General features: G+C 26.7%; 2 protein-coding genes. Both read right to left on the bottom strand.

Annotated elements, in window-relative coordinates:
• Positions 1-82 precede the first annotated feature (82 nt).
• Positions 83-889: an ATP-binding protein gene (locus tag M2098_RS11525; RefSeq protein ID WP_280684633.1), complete on the bottom strand. Its 807-nt coding sequence runs from the start codon at positions 887-889 to the stop codon at positions 83-85.
• 5 nt (positions 890-894) lie between these two features.
• A complete protein-coding gene (locus M2098_RS11520; protein WP_280684635.1) occupies positions 895-1,374 on the bottom strand; it encodes a hypothetical protein in 480 nt (159 codons plus the stop codon).
• Between the last annotated feature and the right edge of the window lie 300 nt (positions 1,375-1,674).

Genomic DNA, 1,674 nt, shown 5'->3' with positions numbered 1-1,674 from the left:
ATAATAAAAAAGTAACTACACTTTACTCAATGTAGTTACTTCATGGTTCTACCATGGGATATCAAACTTTACACAAAATTATTTACAGGCTCTCTTTTAAATTTTTTATTATATTCAGTATTTCTTCTTTATTTTTATAAATAGGGAAACTAAATCTATCGTATCCAATCCTTATACTTTTGTCAGAATCTCTATACTCTCCAAATAACTGCAATTTTGTTAAATCAGTTGATATCAATGACGATAGGTCCTTATTTTCTGCTTCATCAACTATACCAAATCGTTCATCAATCTTTTTTATTAAAACTTCTAATTCTTTTTTTCGTATTTCTGAAGGAAATGTATCTCTTGGTACATTAACTTTTGAAATGTGGAATTCTTTTTTTAGTTCTTTTCCAAAACCTATAGTAATTTTATTATCAAAAGCAGCTTTTTTTCGAAAATCAAACATTTTATCTAAATCTTCTCTTGTTACTCTTGATTGTCTCGATCCTTTTCTAATCCATATATCACCTTTTTTAAGAGTCGAATAATCTTTTCTCATCATATAAGGCTTATCAAAATTATCATAAATTTCGATAATTCCTAATGTAATATTTTTGAATTTGTATGGATAGTATTTAAAATTAATATTTGGCTCTATATTTTCCTGAATGATATTTTCTAATATAGCCTGATCTGTCAGTTTAGCAACGCCTATATATTCTTTATCCTCTCCAGGTCTTTGTTTTATTCCTATTACAATCCTTTTCACCTCAGAGTTTACTGCATTTGCCATTGATGATATATCTTTTATCAATGAAACATAATTCTTTTTGTTATATTCTTCCATCTTAAAATCTAAATTTGTACCTTCTTCATCGTATTCAATAATATCGTCTAAATTCAATGCACTTACACCTCCAAATTCTCTTCATTTTTTTTCTTTTCTTGTTCCCAAATTAGTTTATCCATATTACTTCCATCAGGTAATTGTTCTAAACATTGATTTAATTCTTGATATTTACTTATATAGTAATTTTCGGCAAAAGATAGCCGTTGCATATCTTTAAAGTAATCGTCATATTGACAGACCACTTCTTCTAAAATTCTTATTTCAAGTATAGAGTTGTAGTCTTGCAAAGCATCATTTATTGATTTGTTATTGCAGCATTCATTTTTGATTTGAACTAAATGTCCGTTATCACAAAAGAATCTAGCATAAATATTAGTCGATTTTCCTACATATGCACAATATTCTCGAGAACCTTTATATATAAAAATTCCATAGATTCCACGAATCGGTTTTCTGCAATCAAATATCGAATCATCAATCTTGATTTTATTACTTTTCTTATCTATCCACCATTTATACGTATCATTTTTATTAATCATAATTAATACCTCTTTTTTTGATTTTACAAAGCAATTATAGCATTCATTACTTATCTATTACACAAGAATAACATCATATGAAAAGAAATTGTGTAACTAAGGTCTCTTCAATTATCTATTATATTTTAATTGTATTTATATAAATAATGCTTTTATTACTTTTATATATAATGTATAATTTGTATTGTATGTAGGAGGTACTATATGGTAGTGTAAAATATCTTGTGTAAACTCCTTGAACCACCAAACCATGAGAAATGGTTAATATAGAAAAAGGGTGCCGTTCCTAGTAGAATTAAT

The organism is Breznakia sp. PFB1-19, from assembly GCF_029893935.1.
GTDB classification, from domain to species: domain Bacteria; phylum Bacillota_I; class Bacilli_A; order Erysipelotrichales; family Erysipelotrichaceae; genus Breznakia; species Breznakia blatticola.
This window is presented reverse-complemented; position numbering and strand designations above follow the sequence as displayed.

What these genes read in the sequence shown, in the direction of transcription:
- M2098_RS11520 (WP_280684635.1), bottom strand. Translation starts at nt 1,374, where the DNA reads ATGATTAATAAAAATGATACGTATAAATGGTGGATAGATAAGAAAAGT.